A 21,368-nucleotide genomic window follows, 5' to 3' on the forward strand; every position below is an offset into this window, starting at 1 on the left:
TATGGATACCGAGGTTCCCGAATCGCCTTGTAACAAGGCTTGGTAGGGTGATTTTTATCTGTACGTCGTCACAGCAATCGCCATCATCACTGTGAACGTGCCCGAGGAGAAGACGTGGATTCCCGATTGAATGCTTTTCTTGAACGCGCCGAGTCGGTTCTGGCGCGGATCGAACCGTTGTTGCCGGCACCACGGCCGGTGATCGACTGGGGCACTTGTCTGGCGGCGCGCTGGCAGCGTGACGGGCGCAGCGGCTACCTGTTGCCGCTGGAGGTCAGCCTCGACATGCGTCTGTCCGACCTGATCGGTGTTGACCGTCAGCTCGAACAACTGGGGCGCAACACCCAGCAATTTCTCGATGGCATGCCGGCCAACCATGCGCTGCTGTGGGGCTCGCGCGGCACCGGCAAGTCGTCGCTGGTGCGCGCGTTGCTGGCGGAACACGCTGCCGCAGGACTGCGCCTGATCGAGATCGAGCGTGACCACCTGGCGGATCTGCCGCGCGTGGTCGAGCAAATCGGCAAACTGGCGCAGCGTTTCGTGCTGTTTTGCGATGACTTGTCGTTCGAATCCGGTGAAGGCGATTATCGCGTTCTTAAAAGCGTGCTCGACGGCTCGCTTGAGCAGGCCCCGGACAACGTCTTGCTGTACGCCACTTCCAACCGTCGCCACTTGGTGCCGGAGAAGGAAAGCGACAACGAAAACTGGAAACGCGTCGACGGCGAACTGCATCCCAGCGAAGCCGTTGAAGACAAAATCGCGCTGTCGGACCGTTTTGGTCTGTGGCTGTCGTTCTACCCGTTTACCCAAGAACACTTCCTCAACGTCGTCGAACACTGGATCGGCCAGTTGGCGGCCAAGGCCGGCCTGAGCTGGCAGCGCGACGAAGAACTGGACATCCTTGCCGTGCGTTGGGCCACCGGCCGCGGTAATCGCAACGGACGTTGCGCGTACCAATTCGCCCGTTACTGGGTGGGACTGAAATTGTTGGAGCACAAGGCATGATTGATTTGCAACAAAGCGGCCAGGGCCTCGAAGGCTATGGCATGTTGGCCGCACAACTGGAATCGCTGCTGGCGGACGAACGCGATTTCATCGCCAACGCCGCGCAGTTTTCGGCGTTCCTGTTCAACCAGCTCGATGACCTGAACTGGGCGGGTTTTTACCTCAACCGCAACGAAGAGCTGGTGCTCGGTCCGTTCCAGGGGCAGATCGCCTGCGTGCGCATTGCGTTCGGCCGTGGCGTGTGTGGCGCGGCGGCGGCCACTCGGCAAACCCAGCGCGTTGAAGACGTGCACGCGTTCCCGGGGCATATCGCCTGTGACAGCGCTTCGAACAGCGAGCTGGTTGTGCCGTTGGTCAAGGAAGGGCGCCTGATCGGTGTACTGGACCTCGACAGCCCGAAACTGTCGCGTTTTACCGCGCAGGATCAGGCCGGTATCGAGCAACTGGCGGCGATTTTCCTGCGTCTGACCGACTGCTGATCACGCGGTGAGGCCAGCCTTGTGCAACAGGCTGGCCGAATCGACGCTGTCGATTTGCGCGGGATCGAGAAAGCGCATGGCGTACTGCATATACACGCCCTCGTTGATGAACAAACCAAACAGCTGTGCATCAATGTGCGCCTCGCGGCACATCGTCGCCATGATTGCCAACGCTTCATTCAAGGTTTTGGCTTTCTTGTACGGGCGGTCGGCTGCGGTCAGCGCCTCGAAGATATCGGCAATCGCCATCATCCGCGCCGGCAGGCTCATGTCTTCACGCTTCAGGCGTTTCGGGTAACCGGTGCCGTCCATTTTTTCATGATGACCGCCGGCGATCTCGGCAATGCTGTCGAGGTGGCCGGGGAAGGGCAGGTGGCTGAGCATCATGATCGTCTGCACCATGTGGTGATTGATCACGTAACGCTCTTCGCGGGTCAGGGTGCCGCGGCTGATACTCAGGTTGTACAGCTCGCCGCGATTGTATTTGTAGCGCGGCACATCCAGTTTGAAGCCCCATGGATTGTCTTCGGGGATCAATTCGTTCGGGTCCCGTTCGAGCAGGTGTTCGGGCTTGTCTGCCAGAAGCTTTTCACTGACCGGCAAGCCCGGTGCCGGCGTGCGCGACTGACGCCGATTTTCTTCCCACGACACACCCAGTCGATCATCAAGGGTGCGCAGCCAGGTGCGCCGGGCCAGATGATCGAGGCGTTGCAGATCTGCTGCGGCCATTGCTTCACTGCCCAGATTGCAGCGGGCGACAAACGCAAAATCATCGTCCAGCGCTGTCAGCGTGGCGTCGCGCAACTCGGCCAGTGCGCCCTCGTCGCCGCCCAAGGCCCGCGCCTGCCAGTAACTGATCCAGGCATCACGCTTGAGCACTTCGAAACGGGTGCGGATTTCATGAATACGGTCGTTGATGGTTTCCAGTTTGGTGGCCTTGTCGACCACATATTCCGGCGTCGTGACCTTGCCGCAGTCGTGCAGCCACGCGGCAATGTGCAGGGCTTCCCATTCATCCTCGCTCGGTTGATAGGCGCTGAAGGCGGGTGCCTGGCTGGCCGCCGCAGCCTGGGCGAGCATCAGCGTCAGTTCTGGCACGCGCTGACAATGCCCGCCGGTGTAAGGGCTTTTGGCGTCGATGGCGCCGGCGAGCAATTGAATGAAAGCGTCGAGCAGTTGTTTCTGGCGGGCTTGCAGGCGCTGGCTCTCGATGCTCACTGCCGCCGCGCCGGAGACAGCCTGCAGGAAAGCGATGCGATCAGGGCGCAACTTTTCCAGGTCGGCTGCCGTGCCACTATCGCTCACCAACAGAATCAGCAGACCGATGGTTTCGTCGTGGCGGTTGTGCAGGCGAATGCCAATCAGATGGACCCGTGGCGATTGCATTGCCAGCAGGACTTTCTGCAGATCCCCGGCCTGATCGACGCCGAAGTTGCTCACCACGTTGTTGGCGCCGACCAATTGTTCAAACCACGCCGGGCCTGTGTTCAGTTGCAGGTCGTGGCCCTGAATGTCGAACGCTTCCAGTGCCTGAGGCGTGCCATCGATCACCAGTCCGTAGGGCTCCATGCGGCTGCTGTCGCTTTCACGCAGATAGATCAACCCTGCCTGCGCCTGGGCGATCTGCACTGTTTCGAACAGCACCCGTTGCAGCAGCGGGGCGAAGCGGGTTTCGGCGCCGAGGGTGTCGGTGATCCGGAAAAAGCTCGCCAGGGTGTCCTTCATCCGCGCCATCGACACACTCAATTGGTCGACTTCAAGCACCGGCGAGCGGCGTGCCAACGGAAAATTGAAATCGAAACTGCGGATGGCGTCTGCTTCCCTGACCAGCGCGTGCAACGGCTTGACCAGAATTCGCGAAATCACCCAGCCCAGCGGCAGGCATAGCAGCAGGGTCGCCAGGGTGATCAGCGCGCCTTGCCAGCGCAAACGGTAGGCATCGACCAGTAACTCGTCTTCCGGCACCAGCAACGCCAATTGCAAACCTTTCGGGCCACCCTCTTGAATGCTGCTGCGGGCGACGATCCAGTGGCGACCCTCCGCTTCCACGCGATTGCCCGTGGCTGCGCCGGACAACAGTGTATGCAGGCCCGGACTCAGGTCCGCCGCTTTGGCCAGAGAGGCCGTGCTGCCGTCGACAATCAGGCGCTGGCTGTCGGGGTAGGCCACGGCGTTGCCCTCGGCGTCGAACAGGGCTATCTCGGTGGAGGGTGTGACGACATGTTTACTCAGCGCGGCGGACAGGGCGACCAGCGTCAGGTCCGCGCCGATGACGGCGTTCTCGCCGCTGCGCCGGGCCAGGGTCGTGCCGACGTTGTGCGTGGAAAAAAACACGTAGGGTTCGGTGGTGATTTGTTCGTCTTGTTGACGTGCATGAGTGAACCACGCTCGGCTGCGCGGATCGTAGCTGTCGCCTGGGTTGTCCTGACGGCTTATCGGTGTCAGTGCCAGATCGAAAAACAACGACTGCGAGTGCATCGCGCCCTGCGGGTCATGCTCGATGCTCCAGACCTGATACGCCGCCGCTTCAGGGGCCTTGAGCAGCGTTTTCAGTGCAGCGCTGCGCAGTGGACGCACCATGAAGAAGTCGCCATTGGCATAACCCAGATACAGCGACGCCAGGTTGGGATTGTCGGTGAGCGACTGGCTGAAGGGGCGGAGCAAGGGCAAGCGTTGTTCAAGGCGCGCGGCCTGAGTGGCGGGGTTGTCCGCCAGCAAACTCAGCAGGTGGCGGATCGGCTGATAGGTGGCCGCCATGTCCAGGCGCACATCCTGTTCGATCCGCTCGAACAGTTTTTCGCTGCTCGAGAGGATGATCTGCGTGGTCTGGTGGTAATTGAAAAGGCCCAGCACGACCCCGGTGAGCAGCAGCAAAAAGGTGAACATGACGCTGATGTGCACATGCAGCGGAAACCGGCGTTGCTCCGGGCGCAGTGGGCTGGGCATTTCTGGCTCTCCATGATGGTTAACTCACTGCTCAGCGCCAAGCATAGTTAAGGCACGCTCATTGTGCTTCGATCCGACAACGTCAATTGTTGCTGAAGAGCCTGCTCCAGTTCGAGCATCGCGCGGTTACTCGCCTCACAATGGCGGGCGATCTCAGCGGTCGTCAGCGCCTCGGCGCAGGCCTGCTCAAGGGCATCGCAACATTCGATCACGCGCGTGGCCTGAGCAATGCGCGCGGCACCCTTGATCTTGTGTGCGACCACTGCCAGCGCGCCGCGATCATGTTCGGGCGACAGCGCGAGCAATTCCTGGCGGTCGAGACGGCTGCTTTTGAGTAATTCGGCCAGCAGTCGGCGAGACTGTGCCGGGTTGCCACCGGTGAGCATATTCATGTTTTGCAGATTGAATGCCGGAGAAGTTGACGTCGGCGTGATGCCATCGACCCACTGGCTGAGCAGGCTCAGGCTCAAGGGTTTGAACAGGCAATCGTTCATGCCGGCCTGTTTGCAACGCTGGATTTCCTCCGGCTGTGCATTGGCCGTGAAGCCCAGCACGGTGCAGGGTGGGCAGCGTGCCTGGAGTTCATGCTGGCGAATGGCGCGGGTCAATTCGTAGCCATTCATCAACGGCATGTTGCAGTCGACGATCACCAGGTCGAAATGGCCAGCCCTCCACAGTGCCAGGCCACTGCAGCCGTTCTCCGCAATGCTGAAGTGATGACCGAGAAACTCCAGTTGCTGACACATCAACAATCGATTCGCCGGATGGTCATCCACCACGAGCACACGCAGGGGCGTCTGCGATGTCTTGATCGCCGGTTCGCTTGTCACCGTGCTCAGATGTATCGGCAGGGTTTCCAGCGCGAGGGAGATGCAGACCTGGGTGCCGATGCCCGGCTGACTGTTCAATTGCAGTTGCCCGCCCATCATTTCGCAGAGGTTGCGACTGATCACCAGTCCCAGGCCAGCACCCCTTCTGCCTTGTTGACTGCTGTTTTCTGCCTGGGCAAACGGTTCGAACAAGCGCTGCTGGTCCTCGGCACTGATACCGACGCCAGTGTCCTGTACGGTCAGTTGCATCAAGGCACGGGCGGGCACCTCGGTGTTCATGAGGTCCAGGGAAATCCGCACATGCCCCTGCTCGGTGAATTTGATGGCATTGCTCACCAGATTCGACAGCACCTGTTTGAAACGCAGGGGGTCCAGATGCACATCGACTGCCAGGTCCGGTGGATTGAAGATGACCTGCAGGGTGAGGTTTTTCTGCCGGGCGAGGCCATCGAAGATTCTTGCCACAGACGCCACGGTATCGACCAGATTGACCCGTTCCGGGCAAAGACTGAGGCGCCCGGATTCGATCCGTGCGATGTCGAGAATGTCGCCGATCAAACCCAGTAGATCGTTGGCCGAATGATAAGCCGTGTCGATTGATGAGCGATCCGGATGCTGTTGATCCATGCGTTTCAGCGTCAGTTCAAGCATGCCGATCACGGCATTCATTGGCGTGCGGATTTCGTGACTCATGGTCGCCAGAAACGTGCTTTTTGCCCGGTTGGCCTCATCTGCCTGTTCTTTGGCCGTACGCAATTCTTCGAACAACTGACGGCGTTCGCTGATGTCGATCCAACCGCCGATGATGCCTTTGACGTCGCCGCTGGAATCACGGTACGGCAGTATCCAGTGATAGATCGTCAGGCGTCGGTTACCGATGTGCAGAGGCCGGTCGACGACCATTGGTGTGCCTTCGGCGACGACGCGTTGGTAATCGGCCTGAAAAGCCTGAGCCTCGAAGGCGTTGCTCAAGGTGCCCTCAATGACGCTTTTGCCGATGACGTCTTCGCGTTTGGCATTGAACGCTTCGAGGTAGCTTTCGTTGCAGCTTTGCAGCAGGCCTTGGCGGTCGCGGACATAAATCGGATGCGGTGTGCCATCGACCAGTGAACGCATGAATTCGAACTGGTCGTTCAGCGCGCGCTCGGCGGCCTGGCGTTGTTTGATCTGGTGACGCATATAGGCGTTCCAGGCCAGAAGCAGCAGCAGTAGCAGGCAAGCGCCGACGATCACTTGGTAGAACAGCCGCTGGTAGTTATGCCAGATGTTCTGCGATGCCGTGGAGTAACCGCGCCAGCGGCCATTGATCACGCCCAGCTCATCGGGGGCGATGCTTAACAACGCTTTGTTGATGATCGACGCCAGTTCGGTGTTGTCCCTGGCGGTTGCCAGCGAAAACGCAGCCTGGCCGGTGCCGATGGTGGTGGTGATCTGTAATGCCTGATTAAAGATCCGCGAAGAAATGAAGTAGTTGGCAATCACCAGTGAGTTCACCGCGCCATCGACATGCCCTTCAGCGAGCAGCGACACCGCGCTGAAGGTATCCGCGGTTTCGATCAACTGGATGCGCGGATACTCTCGGCGCAGGTATTCGACCATCGGATTGCCTTGGGCAATCGCCAGTTGTTTGCCTTTGAGCTGGCCCAGGTTGGTCGGGCCGTCGGCACTCTTGCGGGTCAGCAGAACGTAGGAGTTTTCCAGATAGGGACGACTGAAGTTGAGGGTTTTTTCGCGCTCCGCCGTCGGCAACAGTGCTGCGATCAGATCGGCTTGATGGTGGTCTATTTGCTGGATCATTTCCGCGTCGTTGCGGCTGCGCCGGATCTCGAAACGCAGGCCGGTGCGCAGGCGGATCAGTTCGAGCAGGTCGGCACTGATGCCGCGAAAATTGCCGTCGTTGTCAAAGAATGTCAGGGGCGCGAACGCTTCATTCACGACCACGCTGACCACCGGATGCTGTTTGAGCCACACTTCTTCGCGCTGGGTGAGTTGCATTTTTCGGTCAGTGAGCAACAGATCGCTGCCGGCGCTCCAGCGCTTGGCAATATTGTCGCGTTCGCTGGCAGGCACTGCCTTGAGCACGGAGTCGACGATGTCGAGCAGTTGTGGGTTGTTGCGGCGCACGGCGAAGCTGAAACCCTGGGCTTCCTGCTTGCCGAAATTAGCCATGCGCACATTGTTCAGGTAACCCTTGTTGATCATGTAATGCGTCGACAGGGTGTCGCCGAGAAACACATCGGCCTGGTCAAACGCGACGGCGTTGATCGCGTTCTGGTAGGAGGGGTAGCAGGTAATGAGCGCCTTGGGGTACAGCGCCTTGACTTCGGGTAACGGCAAATAGTGATAGACCATGCTCAGGCGCAGCCCGGCCAGGCCTTCGGAGAGTGAGCGGGTTTCGTCTTCGCGCGTGACCAGCACCGGCAGGTCAATGGCATAGGGTGTCGACAGCGCCAGATTGGCATTGCTCGCTTCGAAGCCGTTCGCGGTACCCAGCAGGTCGACCTGGCCATCGACCAGTGCCCGAATCGCTGCATCCCGGGAGGGAAAGCGCTGCACCCGGACAGGCAGACCTGTGGCCTGGCCGAGGAGTCCGGCGTAGTCGGCTGTCAGCCCTTCGTAATCCTTGCCACTGACCGTCATGTCAAACGGCGGGTAGTCAGGCGCCGAAGTGCCCAGAACCAGTTCGCTACGTGCAAGCATCCATTGCCGCTGGGACTTATCGAACATGATCGATACCGGCTCGTTTGCCGACCTGCTGAGCAAGGCATAGTCCGGTGAACTGCCGGGCATGGCGAACACGTTGGCGCTCAAGTAAAGACCGGCACTCAACGCAATTAAATAGTCCTTCAAACGGCTGGGCATGCGGGCTCTCACACGAGTGCGTTTCGTTTGGCCATCTCGATAAGTTCTACAAGAGATTTGGCCTTGAGTTTCTGCATCAGGCGTTTTTTGTAAGTGCTGACGGTTTTATTACTTAGAAACATGCCCTTGGCGATCTCCTTGTTAGTTCGGCCCTGGGCGAACAATTGCAAAACCATCAACTCGCGATCATTGACGGATTTGAACAGTTCCAGTTCGGCAAAGCGGATATCGTCACTACGAACCGGATTCAATGCCTGGCTGGGGAAATAGTTGTAACCGGAAAGTACTGCCTTGATTGCACTGACCAGTTCGCTCAGGTCTTCCTGCTTGCAGACATAACCCGATGCGCCGGATTGCATGCAGCGAATGCCGAACAGTGTCGGACACTGCGCCGTCAGAATCAGGATTTTCAACGGCGAACCCATGGCATTGAAGCGTGCCAATACTTCCAGGCCATCCAGCTTGGGAATGCTCACATCGAGAATGACCAGATCGGGCATGCATTCGCGCACCATTTGCATGGCATCGACTCCGTTATCGGTTTCACCGACGACCTTGTAACCTTCATGCTCCAGCAACATTCGAACGGCGAGACGGATGACCGGGTGATCGTCGACAATAAAAACGGAGTTCATAATCAAATCCCATGCAAGCACGAATAAAGCGCGCACCTTAGCTCAGTTGAATGAGTACTCGCATGAAGTGACATGGCTCCAGTCACGTTATCGGATTAATCCTACAACTAACAAGGAAACGGACTACGTTCAAACTAGGTTCGACGTAAGGAGGAGCGGAATTTGAAGAGGCTTATAGTTTGACTTGATTGATTTGCAAGTACTGGCTGTAAATGGCTTTTTATAGATGTTTAAACTTGCTGAAATCGCCGCTGGGTCATTGTCGACTGTCAGCCCTGTCAGTCACTCCTTAAAAAATCCGTCGGTGACAATGAGGGGCTGCATGCGGGTAGCCAAAACCATGGGCGCCCGCATGCGATGGGGTCAGTGGCTGGAGCGGCCGGTCATTTCCAGCGCCATGTCGCTGGCGTAGCTGTCGGTCATGCCGGCAATGAAATCGATCATGCGCAGAAACGAGGTGTGTAGCGATCCCTGCGGATCCGGTGCGTTGCTGCCCAGCAGATCGAGAATGCGCCGGCTCTTGAACGACGGCGTACGCCCGTTGTGTTGTTCCAGCGCGGCGCCGCAGAACGAGTTGAGCAAGATCTCCAGCGTCGTATAGGCGCCGATTTCATGCAGGGTTTTGCGTTTGTCCTGAAAGATTTTCTTGCGGGCGATGTCCTTGGCATTCAACACGCAACGCTTGGCCGGGCCGTGCATGTGCTCCACCAGATCGCCGTGCAGCGTGCCGGCAAGGAGTGCGTCCTGTTGCTCGACAAAGGCCCGCGCCGCGGCGTTGGTCAAATGCTCGATGGCCTTGCCGCGCAGGATCGCCAGTTTGCGACGGCGCGAATCCTGCGGGCCGAGCTGACGATAGGTTTCCGGCAGATCATCGCCCACCAGCCCGAGCAGCAGCGATTCGACTTCGGCGTACTCCAGCAACTCCATCTCGAGTCCGTCTTCGAGATCGATCAGCGCGTAGCAGATGTCGTCGGCGGCTTCCATCAGGTACACCAGCGGGTGGCGCGCCCAGCGTTGATCCTCGATTTGCGGCAGGCCCAGTTTGTGGGCGATTTGCTCAAGCAGCGGCAGCTCACTCTGATAGCAGCCGAATTTGTGTTTCTTGTAGCCCAGAGAGTCGGCGTGGCGTGCTGTCCACGGGTATTTCAGGTAGGTACCGAGGGTGGCGTAGGTCAGACGTGTACCGCCGTCGAACTGGTGGTACTCCAACTGAGTTAGTACGCGAAAGCCCTGGGCGTTACCTTCGAAGTTGAGGAAATCACCGCGTTCGGCTTCACTCATGCCGTCGAGCCAGCCACGCCCGGCCGCCTGTTGAAACCAGTGGCGAATGGCATCTTCACCGGAATGGCCAAACGGCGGATTACCAATGTCGTGGGCCAGACACGCCGACTGCACGACCATGCCGAGGTCGGCCGGGTCGCACCATTCGGGCAAGGCACTGCGCAGGGTTTCGCCCACCCGCATGCCCAGTGAACGGCCGACGCAACTGACTTCCAGTGAATGGGTCAGGCGCGTGTGAATGTGATCGTTGCTGGTGACCGGGTGCACCTGGGTCTTGCGTCCGAGGCGGCGGAAGGCACCGGAGAAAATAATGCGGTCATGGTCTTTGTGGAAAGGGCTGCGGCCAAGTTCTTGCGGGCTGTGCAGCGGCTTGCCGAGGCGTTCGCGGTTGAGCAGGGTTTGCCAATCCAAGGCTGATTCTCTCCGTCAGGTGACTGGGGCGTTGTTCCCTAGCTTCCCGGTTCGCGCACGCCCCTGCAAGCGTAACTACAACCCTGCCGCGTCGATGTCGATCAACAGCAAACGCTCACCGTTGTCGAAAAACTGCCCGGCCGTCAGGCAATACTGATTGCTGGTGGCATCGCGGTAGGTATTGGAAAGCGTCAAACGCCGCTCCTCCCAGCCTTCGGCGAGCAAATGATAAAAATACGGGCGCCACGACCAGTTGTGCCCCAGATAACGATTGTCGGCGACCCAGCCATGCTGCCGCCATTCGAGGTTGGGCGTCAGTTGCGTGCCGTGGCGATCGCATTGATAAAAACGCAGCAACCAGGGGAAGGCGTCCAGTTGTGGCAACGCGCTCAAGGGGGCATGCGCCTGAGCCCAGGCTTGCAGGATCGACATCAGTTCAGCGAGTTGCTGGCGCATTTGCATCAGCCGCCCGCGCTCCGCGAGTTTCTGCCGAACATAGCGCTGGCGCAGTTGGGCGAAGTGCTGCACAAACGCGTCGGTGGGAAAGAACGCCTCCTGTGCCCGCGCGAACAGGAATCCCTGTACATAGCGCGATCCGCATTCCAGGGCGAAATTCAACTGCGCTTCGGTCTCGACGCCTTCGGCGATGATCCAGCAGCCGGTCTTTTCGGCCATCTGTGCGAGAGCCTTGACCACATCACTGCTCGGACCACCCAGTGCGGCGGCCTGGAACAGACGCATATCGAGTTTGAGAATGTCCGGTTGCAGCGCCAGCACCCGATCCAGTTGCGAGTAGCCGGCGCCAAAGTCGTCGATGGCGATTCTCGCTCCCGCCTCACGATAACGCGTGACGACTTCGGCCAGGCGTTGACCATTGCCACCCAGTTCGGTGATTTCGAAGACGATGCGTTGCGGATCAATACCGTAGCGCGCCAATTGCTTGAGACTCGGCAGCGCCTGATCGGCGCGCAAACGACTGATCCAGCGCGGCGACATGTTCAGGCTGAGAAACCAGTCTGTCGGTGCTTCATGCAAGCGGCTCAAGGCGTTGTCGCGGATTTGCCGGTCGAGGCGGCGCAGGGCAATGGCGGGTGTGCGCGGGTCGGCGAACAATGGCCCGACCGAACTCAGTTGACCGTCGTCCTGGCGCAGGCGGCCCAATGCTTCGACGCCGGCAATGCGTCCCGTCGCGGTATCGATGAAAGGTTGAAAGCAGGCGAGCGGTTGCCCGTCGATCACGGGGCCTCCTTAGTCGTTCTTGTTCTGGTGAACCCCGCCGACCGGGTAGGCGCGCGGGATTGAACCTCCGGATAAAGAGGTTCATCCCGCCGGTATTGCAAGAATGTAGCCAGATGTATCTGTTCAGCGTTTGGCCGAACTCTGCATGACCAGTTTGATCAGCGGCCCGAGGCTGGTGCCGAGCCGGATCAAACGGCTTAACCCACCGACGCCGCCGCTTTTCGTGCCTTTACCAGTGATAAAGCCCAATAGCGTAACCGCAGCCACGCCCCACAATGGCGCGTGTTTGATGCCGAAGCCACCTTGCAGGTTTTGCGTCATGCCGCGCACGCGCTGCAGCGGTTGCAGCACCTGCCCGGCTTCATGACGAATTTCCTGGCGATGCATTTCCATGCGCAGGCGGATCAACGCCTTGCGCATTTCCCGACGCGAGCTGTTGTGTGGCAGTTCAGGCAGACTCATGGCAGCAGGCGCTCCCGGTCGTTGGCCAGCTCTTCGAGCGTGCCGTGGAAAGGCGAGGATTCATCGAAGATCGCCGCCTTGAGGCGTAGCCCGCAGAAGATCGAGGCCAGGGTATAGAAAACGCACAGGCCAATGATCGCGGCCAGACGATAAGTGTCCCAGAACACGATCATCACCAATGTCGATAAACCCACCAGCAACAACAGTGCAAAGACCAAGGCCAGACCGGCGAACAGCAGGAGGCTGACGGTACGTGATTTCTGCTCCTGCAATTCAATGCCGAATAGTTCGACATGGCTGTGCAGCAGACCCAGAACGGCGGCGCCCAAGCGTCGCGTGGAAGAGGCGGTGCCCGCAGTCGGGCCGGATTCACCGATCGACATAATCAGCGCCGAGTAGCCAGCAGGCCGATCAGGAAGCCGACACCGGCTGCAATACCGACGGATTGCCATGGGTTGGCCGATACGTAATCTTCTGTGGCGGTGACCGCAGCCTGACCGCGATCGCGCAGGGTTTCTTCGGTCAGTTTAAGGGTTTCGCGAGCACGCAGCAGGCTGTCGTGGATCTGCCCGCGCAGCTCATCGGCCTGATCGCCGGCCAGGGTAGCGGTGTGCTCGAGCAACCGCTCGGTGTCGGCGACCAAAGTCTGGAAGTCGTTCATGAGGATTTCTTGAGCAGTCTTTGCCTTGATGCTGGCCATGGGTGGATCTCCGTAAGTGACGTCTGAAGCGTTCGAGTATGAGCCTTGCGCGAAGGTTCAGTACAAATGACTGGTACAACTTTTGCTGTGTCGTGGTGCGTTGCCCGGCGGTTGTGCGCTGTTGCCGAGCGTGCGCCATGAGAAACCTTATCCCAAACAAGCCCGGTTCGTGTCAGGACATCGACCTTGTGCGCCAAAGCAGTTCGCCGGATCGTCTGTTCCGTGACTGCGCGGTCGCAACTTGGTGCATGAAATGTGCGCATGAACCGCTTTGGTGCCTTTTTCGCCTTTAGGTCTGCCTGCTTATGGAAAATCTGCAAAGCGCTGTGGACACCCTGGTTCACAGCTCCAATACCTTGTTCATTCTGATCGGTGCGGTAATGGTGCTGGCGATGCACGCCGGTTTCGCCTTCCTGGAAGTCGGTACGGTCCGCCAGAAAAACCAGGTCAATGCGCTGTCGAAGATTCTTAGCGATTTCGCTGTCTCGACCCTGGCCTATTTCTTTATAGGCTATTGGATCTCTTATGGCGTGACCTTCATGCAGCCGGCGGCGGTACTGAGTGCCGATCACGGTTATGGACTGGTGAAGTTCTTCTTCCTGCTGACCTTTGCCGCTGCGATCCCGGCGATCATCTCCGGCGGCATCGCCGAACGCGCGCGTTTCGTGCCGCAGTTGTGTGCCACGGCGCTGATCGTCGCGTTCATCTATCCGTTTTTCGAAGGGATGATCTGGAACGGCAACTACGGTCTGCAAGCGTGGCTGACAGCGCAGTTCGGTTCCGCTTTCCATGATTTCGCCGGTTCCGTGGTGGTGCATGCCATGGGCGGCTGGCTGGCGTTGGCGGCGGTGCTGCTGGGGCCCCGCAATGGCCGTTATCGCGACGGCCGCCTGGTGGCGTTCGCACCGTCGAGCATTCCTTTCCTGGCGCTGGGTTCGTGGATTTTGATTGTCGGCTGGTTCGGCTTCAACGTGATGAGTGCGCAAACGCTGCAAGGTGTCAGCGGTCTGGTGGCGGTCAATTCGTTGATGGCGATGGTCGGCGGCACGATGGCGGCGCTGCTCGTCGGGCGCAATGACCCGGGCTTCCTGCACAACGGCCCATTGGCCGGGTTGGTGGCAATCTGTGCCGGGTCTGATCTGATGCATCCGGTCGGCGCGCTGGTGACCGGTGCGATTGCCGGTGCGCTGTTTGTCTGGTGCTTCACCGCTGCGCAGGTTAAATGGCGCATCGATGACGTATTGGGTGTTTGGCCACTGCACGGCCTGTGCGGCGTGTGGGGCGGGATTGCCTGCGGGATTTTCGGCCAGACTGTGCTCGGCGGTATTGGCGGCGTCAGCCTGATCAGCCAGTTGATCGGCACCGCACTCGGTGTCGCGGTGGCGTTGCTCGGTGGCTTCGCTGTGTACGGTGTGATCAAGGCGCTGCACGGGCTGCGCCTGAGTCAGGAACAAGAGTATTACGGCGCCGACCTGTCGTTGCACAAGATCGGCGCGGTGAGCCAGGACTAAGTCTCGGCATCGTCACTACCGGGATAAAAGCCGTGGAGCAGGCGATAGCGGTCAATGCGTACCTGATCGACTTTTTCCTGCACCTGATGCGCGGGCAAGCCGAGCATGATCAGGGCGTGGGAGGCGAGCATCAGGCTCGACTCCAACAGCTCCGGCACCACTTCGGTGGCGCCGGCGGCTTTCAATTCGGCCCATTGGCTGTCGTCGCGGGTGCGTACCAGTATCGGCACGTGGGCGTTGAGTCGACGCGCTTCCTTGAGGATGCGCAGGGCAATGTCGCTCTGATCCACGGCTACCACCAGCAGCCTGGCGCGCAGCAGGCCCACGGCGGTCAGCAGATCGCCGCGTGATGAGTCGCCGTAATGCACGTCGCTTTCTCCACTGGCGGCTTCCTGTACGCGAACCGGGTCACTGTCCAGCGCGATAAAAGGCTGTTTGGCATTGCGCAGAAAACGCCCGATGGATTGGCCGACGCGGCCGTAGCCACAAATCACCACGTGCTGATTGAGGTCGGCGTTGAGTGTGCTGATCTCTTCGATCTGCGCCTCCTGATTGGGTTTACGGTGCAGGGCTGCAGCGATACGTGGCGCGGCGCGTAGCAACAGTGGCGTCAGCAGCATCGAACAGAACGTTGCGGCGAGCAGAAGATCGCCCAGCGCTTCGGGCATCATGCTGTGTTGCTGCATCTGCGCCATCAATGCAAAGCAGAACTCGCCACCCTGAGCCAATGCCAGGCCGCTGCGCCACGCCGTTTCGCTGTCGCTGCCGCGCCACTTCACCAACAAAGCGACGACGACGCCCTTGATCACCATCAAACCGATGGTGAGCCCGAGGATCAGCAGGTTGTGACTGACGAACAGTTGCAGGTCGATGAGCATGCCGATGCTGACGAAAAACACCCCGAGCAGGATGTCGCGAAACGGTCGGATGTCCGCCTCGATCTGATGCCGATAGTGGCTTTCACCGAGCAACATGCCGGCCAGAAATGCACCGAGGGCAGGGGACAGGCCCAGCAGGTGAGTCAGCCACGCGGTCAACAGCACAATCACCAGCGCCAGCAGCACGAACAACTCTGCCGAGCGTGACGCGGCCACTTCATGGAACAGCCTCGGCAATAACCAGCGACTGGCCAGCAGCAGACCGACAAACAGCACCACGGTTTTTGCCAGCGTCAGTGGCAGCGCCCAGTACCAGGCTTGGTCGCTGCTCCCGGCAAACACTGGCACCAACGTCAGCAGCAATACTGCGACAACGTCCTGAAACAGCAAAACGCCAACGGCATTCTGCCCGTGACTGCTGAACACCTCGCCGAGGCTGCCTAACTCTTTGGTCACAATTGCCGTGGATGACAGCGAAAGCCCGGCGCCGAGCAGCAGCGCCGGGGTCATCGGCATGCCCAGCAGCATCAGCAGCAGACCGAGCAGCGCAGTGCTGATCAGCACCTGTTGGCTGCCGAGACGAAAAACCACCTGGCGCAAAGCGATCATCTTCGACAGGGAAAACTCCAGACCCAGTGAAAACAACAGAAACACCACGCCCAATTCGGCCACATCAGGCAGATGTTCGCTCTCGTTGACCCAGTCGAATGCACTCGGCCCCACCAGCAATCCCACGCAGAGATAGCCCAGCACCGGCGGCAATCGCAGGCGCCGAAACAGGGCAATCACCACGAGGGATGAGACGAGGATAATCAACAGATTGGCAAACACTGGACACTCCGATGTCAGATTCAGGCTTTTCAAGCGTAGAGGCAAAAAGGCCGGGAGGATCGCGTAATCGGCATTTGTACGGACTGATTTGCGTCAGGGTTTTGCGTGTACACCCTCGTCGGGGTACTGCAGCCTTTGGGCGGTGGCGGCTCGACGGGTTTTCAGGTGCGGCCTAGAATAGGCCGACTATTTTTTGGTTGAGCAATCATGCCTCCTGAATGTCAGCTGTTCGGCACCCTGGGATGTCATCTGTGCGAAGTCGCTGAGGCTGAGCTGATGCCTTTTGTCGAGCATGGCTTGCTGGTCGAACTGGTCGATATTGCGGAGGATGAATCGTGGTTCGAGGCTTATAGCCTGCGAATTCCGGTATTGCGCCGTGTCGACACAGGGGCTGAATTGGCCTGGCCATTCAACGCCGATCAAGTCGTGGCGTTTCTGGGTTAATCCGGATTTCCTTGTTCATCCCGCCGGTCGCTACTGCCATCCATGCCTTGGCATTTTGCGGCTTCATCGGTTACTGTATGTTCATACAGTAAATGCGTCAGAGGGATGAACCGTGGTCAATGTCGAACAGTTGAAGAACAGCGTAAACCGGATGTCGGTTGACGTAGTGCGCGAGGCCGTTCTCGAATTGCGCCTGGACGGGTTGGTCACGGAAGGCAAGACGCCGTTCAACAAGCTGCATTTCAATACTTGCTTTGCCGAAATCGAGGCCTTGTTTCAGCGTGCCGGTTACCACAAGCAACTTGATGTGGTCGGTTATCAGGGCTTGCTCTACGCGTTGTATGACCCGGGCCGCTGGGAGGCAGTCGATGTGCTGCGCTGGCTCAAGGAGTTCACAGAAGCTGCAGCGCTCAAGTCGATCCCGGCCTGAGCCATTCTGCGCTAGGTTCGTGTCCCTCACTGTTGGATAATGCCGAGCTGTATTGAGGGTCCGAATTTCCGTATGTCCACATCTACATTCTCTGCCGCTCAGAATCAGGCGAGCACGCTTTATCTGCCGCCCGGTGCCTGGCTGACCGTACTCGATTGCCTGTGCGAGCATTTCCGCGCCATCGATCGCGCGCAATGGCTGGACCGCATCGCCCGGGGGCGGGTGCTGGATGGCAATGGCCAGCCGATCTCGGTGGACTTGCCTTACAAGGAAGGTCTGCGGATTCATTATTTTCGCGAAGTGCCGGACGAGAAGCCGATCCCGGTGGTCGAGTCGATCCTGTATGCGGACGAACATTTGGTGGTGGCGGACAAACCGCATTTTCTGCCGGTGACGCCTGCCGGCGAATACGTTGAGCAAACCTTGTTGCGCAGGCTGATTCGTCGCCTGGACAATCCTCACCTGGTGCCACTGCACCGCATCGACCGGCACACAGCAGGACTGGTGATTTTTTCAGCCAACCCGCAGACCCGGTCGGCCTATCAGTCGCTGTTCCCCACGCGGCAGATCGACAAGCGCTATGAGGCTATCGCTCCGGCGCTGCCGGATCTGAACTTCCCCCTGGTGCACAAAAGTCGTCTGGTGGATGGCGAACCGTTTTTCCGCATGCAAGAAGGCGCCGGTGCCAGCAATACCGAAACGGCAGTGGAAGTCCGGGAAAAGCATGGCGATCTATGGCGCTATGGTTTGTTTCCGGTCACAGGCAAGAAACATCAGCTGCGTGTCCATATGACAGCGTTGGGCGCGAGCATCTGCAACGATCCGTTTTATCCGGATGTGTTGAAAGACGTTGAGGATGACTATGCCAATCCGCTGAAACTGCTGGCACAGGGGTTGCGGTTTATTGATCCGGTGACCGGTGAAGAGCGCGAGTTCGAGAGCCGGATCACACTACATTGGTAACACCGAAGCCACGTTTCCAGCGCCCATGAAAAAGCCCGCATTAATGCGGGCTTTTCTGTATCCGATGTCGACCCAGAGCTTACAGCTCTTTAACGGTACGAACCTGATCCTTGTTGATGCGAGTTTCTTTGCCGTCCAGCTGTTTGAACTCGTAGAAGCCCGAATCGTCATCGTATTTCGGGGTGTCGACGGCCTGGATTTCGCGACCGTCATTCAAGGTGATCACTGTAGGCGACGAGCAACCGGCGAGGGTGGCCAGGCCCAGTGCGAGCATGAAAGTGGCGAGGGTCCGTTGAGTCATGGGTGTGTCTCCGAATGGGAATTCTTTTGGTTACTGAGCTTGAGACGTATACAAGGCGTGAGAGTTCCTTGAGTGCTGTCAGTCTGACACAGTGTTGTGGGAATTTAACAGTTCGGGGGTATTGAGATTGGCCAGACGCGGGTCATTGTCCGGGCATTGCAGGGCAGTGGCACCAAGCTCGCGCATGACTCGGCCGGGGCTGCGTTCCCCGGCGTTCCAGGCCTTTTCGAAGTCGGAACGAAGGGCTACCGGAATCACGCACAGCAACGGTTCCCAATGCCCGTCATGGCGCAACATTAAAGGTTTTTCAGGATGCTGATTGGCCGTCTCGCGCATGCTTTGTAGCAAGGCTGCATCAATTCGAGGCACATCACAGGGCAAGACCAGCAGATGGGTATGGCGCGCAGCTTCCAGACCGGCTCGAATACCCGCCAACGGACCCGGAAAATCACCCTCGTCATCGACCACCAAATGATCGGCAAATGGCGCGTAACGCTCGCGATTACGGTTGCAGGAGATGATCAGGTCGTCGGTCAGTCCACGAACCTTGCGCTGCAAATGCGCAATCAACGGCTCGCCTAGCCACTCGACCAAGCCTTTGTCCTGACCGCCCATGCGTTGGCCGCGTCCGCCTGCCAGGAGCAGAATGGAGCAGCGGGGCAGTTGCGTATCGAGGGTCATGGCAGCTCTCCAGAGGGGCGGCGAAAAAATGAGGCGCTGTGATATAACACCGGGCTGTTTCTCCTACAACTGGACGAGCCTATGAAAGCCAAGGCTGATGTACCTTTCGTGCCGCTCAATATTGCGGTGCTGACTGTCAGTGATACCCGAACACTGGAAACCGACACCTCAGGTCAAGTCTTCGTCGACCGTTTGGCGGCGGCAGGCCACCATCTGGCGGAGCGGGTGTTGCTGAAAGATGACCTCTACAAAATTCGCGCGCAAGTGGCTACCTGGATTGCCGACGATGTTGTGCAGGTTGTGTTGATCACCGGCGGTACCGGTTTCACTGGCCGCGACAGCACACCTGAAGCCGTTGCCTGTCTGCTCGACAAGCAGGTCGACGGGTTTGGTGAGCTGTTCCGGCAGATATCGGTGGCTGATATCGGCACTTCAACTGTGCAGTCCCGTGCGCTGGCGGGTCTGGCCAATGGCACGCTGGTTTGCTGCTTGCCGGGTTCGACCAACGCTGTACGCACGGGTTGGGATGGCATCCTGGGCGAGCAGTTGGACGCACGTCACCGCCCGTGCAATTTCGTGACTCATTTGAAGCAGGCGGCGCCTTGTGAATCCCGTGGGTAAGCCGGGCAAGACCGGGGCATTGATGCCGGTTGAGGTGGCGCTGGCGCGTCTGCTCGAAATGGCGGAAGCCTCTCCCATTGTCGAGCATGAATATTTATCGCTGGCCCACGTGCAAGGGCGTGTGCTGAGCGACGATCTGATTTCGACGCTGGATCTGCCGCCTTGGCCGAACAGTGCCATGGACGGTTATGCATTGAACCTGGCGGATTGGAATGGCCAGGCGATGCCGGTCAGTCAGAAGGTGTTCGCCGGACAATCCCCCGAACCTCTGAAGCCGGGCACCTGTGCACGGATTTTTACTGGGGCTCCGGTGCCGGCGGGTGCTGATTGCGTTGAAATGCAGGAAAACACTGAGGTTCAAGCCGATGAAAAGGTGCGCTTCCTCGAGCCGATGAAGGCGGGGCAGAACATCCGTCCGCAAGGCCAGGAAACCACCGTCGGTGAGTTGATCCTGCCCGCCGGGACTCGGTTGGGCCCCATTGAGCAGGGATTGGCTGCTTCGCTGGGGTGTGCCGGGTTGAAGGTCGTGCGCAAGGTTCGCGTCGCGGTGATCTCCACGGGTGATGAATTGGTCGAGCCGGGCCAGGCATTGGGCCCGGGGCAGATTTACAACAGCAATCGGGTGTTGCTGTGCAGTTGGTTGCAACGTCTGGGCTGTGAGGTGATCGATGCCGGTATTCTTCCGGATAATCTGGCCACTACCCGTGCCCGTCTGGGGGAGTTGCAGGATGTTGATCTGATCCTTTCCACGGGTGGCGTGTCGGTAGGTGAGGCGGATTTTCTGGGTGTCGCGTTGCGAGAAGAGGGCGAGCTTGCCCTTTGGAAGCTGGCGATCAAACCTGGAAAACCGCTGACGTTTGGCCATTTCCGCAATGTGCCGGTCATTGGCTTGCCAGGAAATCCGGCATCGACGCTGGTGACCTTTGCGCTACTCACTCGGCCATATCTGTTACGCCGTCAGGGCGTGCGGGACGTCGAGCCGCTGAAGTTCACCGTGCCGGCGGGTTTTGACTGGCCGGTGGCAGGCAATCGGCGTGAGTACCTGAGAGGCCGTCTGGAGCAAGGGCGGGCCACTGTTTACCGCAACCAGAGCTCCGGCGTTCTGCGTAGCGCCGCGTGGGCAGATGGATTGGTCGAAGTGCTGGAGGGGCGCACACTGAGCGCCGGCGACGAAGTGATCTTCGTTCCGCTGAGTGATCTGCTGGACTGACCGCTGTGTCGCAAATGCAGGCGTCGGCTGGCGGCGCCTGCAATGACTCATTCAGTTAATTGCTGATCAGTGTCACAAGCTGGTCGAATCGGCTATTGGCCACCCAACCCAGCAGACCCAGCACTACCGCTGTCGCACCCGCCGAGTAGGCAAGCCGGTGTTTGATTGTTCTGACATCGCTGCGAACTTCGTCCATGTCCCGCCGAAGGTACTTGAGATGGGTTTCCAGCTCGGTAACACGAGGTTCCATTTCAACTTCTCCAGTGGTTCTGGCGCTGTTCTTGAATTCGGACTTTTGATCCGCGCGACTTTCGACGAGAGGGCCAACCGGGCTCAATGGCATTCTGGCTTCATGACTGGGCATGGAAGCATCCACCGGTTGTTTCAACCGTTCGCTTGCAAACTTTTTCAGCTCTCGAACTGGCAAGAGCCCTGGGGGGGTATCCACTCATTACATGCACGTCCTTGTGTGTTGGATTGATGATTGCTACCGCCAGCACAAGGTGACCCAATGCTGGAAGCGGGTCAATTAAGCCGATTCCGCATGTTTTGTAGGAAAAAATACCGCTGTGTAGGACGTCAAGGTCAGAAGACTGAATTAATTACGGGGCTTACGGCTTTTTTGCGGGCGGCGGTGGTCAAGATGTC

Annotated in this window: 20 protein-coding genes; 8 read left to right on the forward strand and 12 right to left on the reverse strand. The window is 58.9% G+C overall.

Translation table 11 applies throughout. The annotated features are described in order from the left end of the window. Nucleotides 1–114: 114 nt before the first annotated feature. Together ACIF4X_RS07490 and ACIF4X_RS07495 are read left to right on the forward strand one after the other, a co-directional pair. Nucleotides 115–1,005 carry an ATP-binding protein gene (locus ACIF4X_RS07490; RefSeq protein WP_397481604.1) on the forward strand — a complete coding sequence of 297 codons (891 nt, stop codon included), beginning with the start codon at nucleotides 115–117 and terminating at the stop codon, nucleotides 1,003–1,005. Further along, nucleotides 1,002–1,484, forward strand: a complete 483-nt coding sequence (locus tag ACIF4X_RS07495; protein WP_397481605.1) for a GAF domain-containing protein — start codon at nucleotides 1,002–1,004, stop codon at nucleotides 1,482–1,484. The genes ACIF4X_RS07490 and ACIF4X_RS07495 overlap by 4 nt, the downstream gene beginning before the upstream one ends. On the opposite strand, the gene ACIF4X_RS07500 is transcribed toward ACIF4X_RS07495, so the two are convergent. The 8 genes from ACIF4X_RS07500 to ACIF4X_RS07535 all read right to left on the reverse strand — a co-directional run bounded on the left by ACIF4X_RS07500 (nucleotide 1,485) and on the right by ACIF4X_RS07535 (nucleotide 12,850). After that, nucleotides 1,485–4,430 carry an HD domain-containing phosphohydrolase gene (locus ACIF4X_RS07500; protein WP_397481606.1) on the reverse strand — a complete coding sequence of 982 codons (2,946 nt, stop codon included), beginning with the start codon at nucleotides 4,428–4,430 and terminating at the stop codon, nucleotides 1,485–1,487. A gap of 47 nt (nucleotides 4,431–4,477) precedes the next feature. Further along, complete coding sequence (locus ACIF4X_RS07505; RefSeq protein ID WP_397481607.1) at nucleotides 4,478–8,122, reverse strand: transporter substrate-binding domain-containing protein; 3,645 nt, start codon at nucleotides 8,120–8,122, stop codon at nucleotides 4,478–4,480. A gap of 8 nt (nucleotides 8,123–8,130) precedes the next feature. Then, nucleotides 8,131–8,757 (reverse strand): response regulator transcription factor, encoded by a 627-nt coding sequence (locus ACIF4X_RS07510; protein ID WP_007908640.1) that lies wholly within the window; start codon nucleotides 8,755–8,757, stop codon nucleotides 8,131–8,133. Nucleotides 8,758–9,120: 363 nt separating this feature from the next. Beyond that, the gene (locus tag ACIF4X_RS07515; protein ID WP_141127377.1) at nucleotides 9,121–10,449 is read right to left on the reverse strand and encodes a deoxyguanosinetriphosphate triphosphohydrolase; all 1,329 of its coding nucleotides are present in this window, start codon (nucleotides 10,447–10,449) and stop codon (nucleotides 9,121–9,123) included. Between the two features lie 75 nt (nucleotides 10,450–10,524). Continuing rightward, a complete protein-coding gene (locus tag ACIF4X_RS07520; protein ID WP_397481608.1) occupies nucleotides 10,525–11,688 on the reverse strand; it encodes an EAL domain-containing protein in 1,164 nt (387 codons plus the stop codon). A gap of 123 nt (nucleotides 11,689–11,811) precedes the next feature. After that, nucleotides 11,812–12,150 carry a hypothetical protein gene (locus ACIF4X_RS07525; RefSeq protein WP_141127379.1) on the reverse strand — a complete coding sequence of 113 codons (339 nt, stop codon included), beginning with the start codon at nucleotides 12,148–12,150 and terminating at the stop codon, nucleotides 11,812–11,814. After that, nucleotides 12,147–12,533, reverse strand: a complete 387-nt coding sequence (locus ACIF4X_RS07530) for a phage holin family protein (protein ID WP_016985474.1) — start codon at nucleotides 12,531–12,533, stop codon at nucleotides 12,147–12,149. Before ACIF4X_RS07530 ends, ACIF4X_RS07525 begins: the two co-directional genes overlap by 4 nt. Before the next feature lie 2 nt (nucleotides 12,534–12,535). Continuing rightward, nucleotides 12,536–12,850 carry a YqjD family protein gene (locus tag ACIF4X_RS07535; RefSeq protein WP_038364228.1) on the reverse strand — a complete coding sequence of 105 codons (315 nt, stop codon included), beginning with the start codon at nucleotides 12,848–12,850 and terminating at the stop codon, nucleotides 12,536–12,538. A gap of 305 nt (nucleotides 12,851–13,155) precedes the next feature. Here ACIF4X_RS07535 and ACIF4X_RS07540 point away from each other — a divergent pair, with 305 nt between their 5' ends. After that, nucleotides 13,156–14,361 carry an ammonium transporter gene (locus tag ACIF4X_RS07540; protein ID WP_397481609.1) on the forward strand — a complete coding sequence of 402 codons (1,206 nt, stop codon included), beginning with the start codon at nucleotides 13,156–13,158 and terminating at the stop codon, nucleotides 14,359–14,361. Here the strand turns inward: ACIF4X_RS07540 and ACIF4X_RS07545 are convergent. Further along, a complete protein-coding gene (locus tag ACIF4X_RS07545; RefSeq protein WP_397481610.1) occupies nucleotides 14,358–16,070 on the reverse strand; it encodes a cation:proton antiporter in 1,713 nt (570 codons plus the stop codon). The genes ACIF4X_RS07540 and ACIF4X_RS07545 overlap by 4 nt on opposite strands. Before the next feature lie 207 nt (nucleotides 16,071–16,277). On the opposite strand from ACIF4X_RS07545, the gene ACIF4X_RS07550 reads away from it, so the two are divergent. From ACIF4X_RS07550 to ACIF4X_RS07560, 3 genes are all read left to right on the forward strand, one after another. Beyond that, nucleotides 16,278–16,514 carry a glutaredoxin family protein gene (locus ACIF4X_RS07550; protein WP_397481611.1) on the forward strand — a complete coding sequence of 79 codons (237 nt, stop codon included), beginning with the start codon at nucleotides 16,278–16,280 and terminating at the stop codon, nucleotides 16,512–16,514. Between the two features lie 112 nt (nucleotides 16,515–16,626). Beyond that, nucleotides 16,627–16,944 (forward strand): transcriptional regulator, encoded by a 318-nt coding sequence (locus ACIF4X_RS07555; protein WP_003226726.1) that lies wholly within the window; start codon nucleotides 16,627–16,629, stop codon nucleotides 16,942–16,944. A gap of 72 nt (nucleotides 16,945–17,016) precedes the next feature. Further along, nucleotides 17,017–17,907 carry a pseudouridine synthase gene (locus ACIF4X_RS07560; RefSeq protein ID WP_397481612.1) on the forward strand — a complete coding sequence of 297 codons (891 nt, stop codon included), beginning with the start codon at nucleotides 17,017–17,019 and terminating at the stop codon, nucleotides 17,905–17,907. 79 nt (nucleotides 17,908–17,986) lie between these two features. Here ACIF4X_RS07560 and ACIF4X_RS07565 read toward each other — a convergent pair whose 3' ends face one another. Continuing rightward, nucleotides 17,987–18,208: a YgdI/YgdR family lipoprotein gene (locus tag ACIF4X_RS07565; protein WP_007908660.1), complete on the reverse strand. Its 222-nt coding sequence runs from the start codon at nucleotides 18,206–18,208 to the stop codon at nucleotides 17,987–17,989. 78 nt (nucleotides 18,209–18,286) lie between these two features. Continuing rightward, a complete protein-coding gene (gene mobA, locus ACIF4X_RS07570; RefSeq protein WP_397481613.1) occupies nucleotides 18,287–18,889 on the reverse strand; it encodes a molybdenum cofactor guanylyltransferase MobA in 603 nt (200 codons plus the stop codon). Nucleotides 18,890–18,970: 81 nt separating this feature from the next. Here mobA and moaB point away from each other — a divergent pair, with 81 nt between their 5' ends. After that, a complete protein-coding gene (gene moaB, locus ACIF4X_RS07575) occupies nucleotides 18,971–19,510 on the forward strand; it encodes a molybdenum cofactor biosynthesis protein B (RefSeq protein WP_397481614.1) in 540 nt (179 codons plus the stop codon). After that, complete coding sequence (gene glp, locus ACIF4X_RS07580) at nucleotides 19,494–20,720, forward strand: gephyrin-like molybdotransferase Glp (RefSeq protein ID WP_397481615.1); 1,227 nt, start codon at nucleotides 19,494–19,496, stop codon at nucleotides 20,718–20,720. Before moaB ends, glp begins: the two co-directional genes overlap by 17 nt. Nucleotides 20,721–20,775: 55 nt before the next feature. Here glp and ACIF4X_RS07585 read toward each other — a convergent pair whose 3' ends face one another. Continuing rightward, complete coding sequence (locus tag ACIF4X_RS07585) at nucleotides 20,776–21,084, reverse strand: hypothetical protein (RefSeq protein ID WP_397481616.1); 309 nt, start codon at nucleotides 21,082–21,084, stop codon at nucleotides 20,776–20,778. Nucleotides 21,085–21,368: the final 284 nt, after the last annotated feature.

This window comes from Pseudomonas sp. NPDC085632 (genome assembly GCF_044541255.1).
Lineage (GTDB): Bacteria > Pseudomonadota > Gammaproteobacteria > Pseudomonadales > Pseudomonadaceae > Aquipseudomonas.

What these genes read in the sequence shown, in the direction of transcription:
- ACIF4X_RS07495 (WP_397481605.1), top strand. Translation starts at nt 1,002, where the DNA reads ATGATTGATTTGCAACAAAGCGGCCAGGGCCTCGAAGGCTATGGCATG.
- ACIF4X_RS07500 (WP_397481606.1), bottom strand. Translation starts at nt 4,430, where the DNA reads ATGCCCAGCCCACTGCGCCCGGAGCAACGCCGGTTTCCGCTGCATGTG.
- ACIF4X_RS07505 (WP_397481607.1), bottom strand. Translation starts at nt 8,122, where the DNA reads ATGCCCAGCCGTTTGAAGGACTATTTAATTGCGTTGAGTGCCGGTCTT.
- ACIF4X_RS07510 (WP_007908640.1), bottom strand. Translation starts at nt 8,757, where the DNA reads ATGAACTCCGTTTTTATTGTCGACGATCACCCGGTCATCCGTCTCGCC.
- ACIF4X_RS07525 (WP_141127379.1), bottom strand. Translation starts at nt 12,150, where the DNA reads ATGAGTCTGCCTGAACTGCCACACAACAGCTCGCGTCGGGAAATGCGC.
- ACIF4X_RS07530 (WP_016985474.1), bottom strand. Translation starts at nt 12,533, where the DNA reads ATGTCGATCGGTGAATCCGGCCCGACTGCGGGCACCGCCTCTTCCACG.
- ACIF4X_RS07535 (WP_038364228.1), bottom strand. Translation starts at nt 12,850, where the DNA reads ATGGCCAGCATCAAGGCAAAGACTGCTCAAGAAATCCTCATGAACGAC.
- ACIF4X_RS07540 (WP_397481609.1), top strand. Translation starts at nt 13,156, where the DNA reads ATGGAAAATCTGCAAAGCGCTGTGGACACCCTGGTTCACAGCTCCAAT.
- ACIF4X_RS07550 (WP_397481611.1), top strand. Translation starts at nt 16,278, where the DNA reads ATGCCTCCTGAATGTCAGCTGTTCGGCACCCTGGGATGTCATCTGTGC.
- ACIF4X_RS07560 (WP_397481612.1), top strand. Translation starts at nt 17,017, where the DNA reads ATGTCCACATCTACATTCTCTGCCGCTCAGAATCAGGCGAGCACGCTT.
- ACIF4X_RS07565 (WP_007908660.1), bottom strand. Translation starts at nt 18,208, where the DNA reads ATGACTCAACGGACCCTCGCCACTTTCATGCTCGCACTGGGCCTGGCC.
- mobA (WP_397481613.1), bottom strand. Translation starts at nt 18,889, where the DNA reads ATGACCCTCGATACGCAACTGCCCCGCTGCTCCATTCTGCTCCTGGCA.
- moaB (WP_397481614.1), top strand. Translation starts at nt 18,971, where the DNA reads ATGAAAGCCAAGGCTGATGTACCTTTCGTGCCGCTCAATATTGCGGTG.
- ACIF4X_RS07585 (WP_397481616.1), bottom strand. Translation starts at nt 21,084, where the DNA reads ATGCCCAGTCATGAAGCCAGAATGCCATTGAGCCCGGTTGGCCCTCTC.